Source organism: Streptomyces sp. NPDC055103 (assembly GCF_053607625.1).
In genome coordinates this window covers 1-1,939 of the sequence record NZ_JBSGTX010000164.1, presented here as the reverse complement: position 1 = coordinate 1,939, position 1,939 = coordinate 1, and the positions used below count along the sequence as shown (strand labels likewise).

2 protein-coding genes are annotated in these 1,939 nt (G+C 67.3%); both read right to left on the bottom strand.

Annotated features, from left to right (window positions below; all coding sequences use genetic code 11):
* Positions 1–166: 166 nt before the first annotated feature.
* Entirely contained in the window at positions 167–901 is a 735-nt protein-coding gene (locus ACWFR1_RS40235; RefSeq protein ID WP_453561047.1) for an alpha/beta hydrolase, read from the bottom strand.
* Positions 902–1,693: 792 nt separating this feature from the next.
* Positions 1,694–1,939 (bottom strand): integrase core domain-containing protein (locus ACWFR1_RS40230; protein ID WP_453561044.1); only part of this gene is annotated, 246 nt, incomplete at its 5' end.

Sequence of the window (1,939 nt, the reverse complement as noted above, 5' to 3'; positions counted from 1 at the left end):
CAGCAGGGCGTCTAGGTTGTTCGTCACACAACGATCTTGGACGCCCTGTCTGCGTTCCCGAACGCATCGTCAACATTCGGAATGACTCGTCTAGGCATCCACACCCCCGTGTTGCCCCGGCCGGTACCGTCGATGGCTGGTCCTGGCCGGCCGGGGTGGTCGGAGGCTAGCTCAGATGCCGGGTGAAGAACTTGGCCGCGGCGTCCCCCGCGTGCTGAGGAACGCCGGTGTGCCCGCCCATATTGGCGTGCAGGGTCTTCTCCTTGGAGCCGAAGGCATCGAACAGGTCCAGGGCCGCCTGTCGGTCGTTCCCTTCGTCGTCCCACTGCAGCAGGACGTACAGCGGAATGGTGACCTGGCGGGCCTCCTCGAACATGGCCCGGGGGACGAAACTCCCGGCGAACAGAACGGCGGCCGAGATACGCGGCTCGACCACCGCCAGCCGGGTACCGATGGAGATCACGCCCCCCGAGTACCCGACCGGGCCGCCGATCTCGGGCAGCGACAGGAGGGCGTCCAGGGCGGCCTGCCATTCCGGGACCGACTTGTCGACCAGGGGAAGGATGAGAGCATCGATGATCTCGTCGCTGACTGGCTCGCCGGCCTCCAGCGCCCGGCGCAGGTCGGCGAGGGCCTGCTCGGCGGCGGGCCAACGGGGCCGGTCGCCGCTTCCGGGAAGCTCGATGGTGGCCGTGGCGAAGCCGTCCGCTGCGGAGTGTCGGGCTCGGGCCAGCAGTCGGGGGTACGTCTTGCGCAGCCCGAGGGGAGGGGGGCTGAGCAGGATCAGCGGCGCCGGTGCGGACGCAGGTGCTGGCGTCCACAGGATGCCGGGGATCTCGCCGAGGGTGAATTCGCGTTCGAGGATGCCGTCGTCATGGCGTTGCTCGGAGGTGAATTGCATGGTCGTGCCTTTCGGGAGTGCCATTGAACGGCGCTCCCGGACGACCTATCGCCCGACCGTGACCCCGGAGGAGAGCACCCATGTCGATACTGTGTTCACGGGTACCACCTCCTCGTTCTCGCGCACGGCCTCCGGAAAAGTAGCAGTGGTCGCAGTGGTCCGCCAACGGTTTTTCGCGGAGGCTCCGTGGCCGGTTGCCACGGAGCCACTCGCCTCAAGGCCCAAGACCGTGCGGTCAAGGGCTTCGAGCCTGTGCGGCCACGGTGTCGCGTAGGCCGGGGCGTAGGAAGCGGAGCAACGATGCCGCGGCCATCAACCGCGCGGTGAGCCGCGCGCGCCCCTGGCTCCCGTTTACCACCGACCTCCGCCACCATCCTTTGACTTCGAAGTGAGTCCGCCCGCGGGGGATAGTCCGAGAGGCAGGCGTCTGCTCCCCGACTGCGTGGGGACGTTTCCTGGGGTAGCCACCTCTGAACGAGTGGCGCCTTCTGTTCCCTCGGCTGTTCCCCGTCCCGGCGGGGGTGGTCCTACGGGGATGAGTGAGCGTGCGTTCGGCCGACATGGCTGCTTCCGGCAACCTGCGGGGTTGGTTGGTGGTTCGGGTTTCCGGGTCGGGGGTTGGTGCGCTGGGCGTGTCCGCCTGCCGTCCCGCGTGTTGCTGGGGAGAGCTGCGGGCTCCTGCTTCTTCTGCTTCCGTCGGGTTCCGTGTCCGGGGCGTGGTTTGTCGGCGGGCGGCCGGCCCGGCTGGAGATTGTTCCGTCGGTGTGAACCGTTCCGGGTTCGGTAGAGATCTCAGATGTTGGTTGTGACCTGGGGTTTCGCGGGTGCTCGGTAGTGGTTGTTCTCGTATTCGACGGGTGGGACGTGGCCTATCTCACCGTGAAGTCGTCGGTGGTTGTACCAGTCGACGTACTCGGCGGTGGCGAGCTCGACGTCGGACAGCGTCTTCCATGGCCGTCGGGGCTTGATCAGCTCGGTCTTGAACAGCCCGATCGTGCTCTCCATCAGGGCGTTGTCGTAGGCGTCGCCGACCGAGCC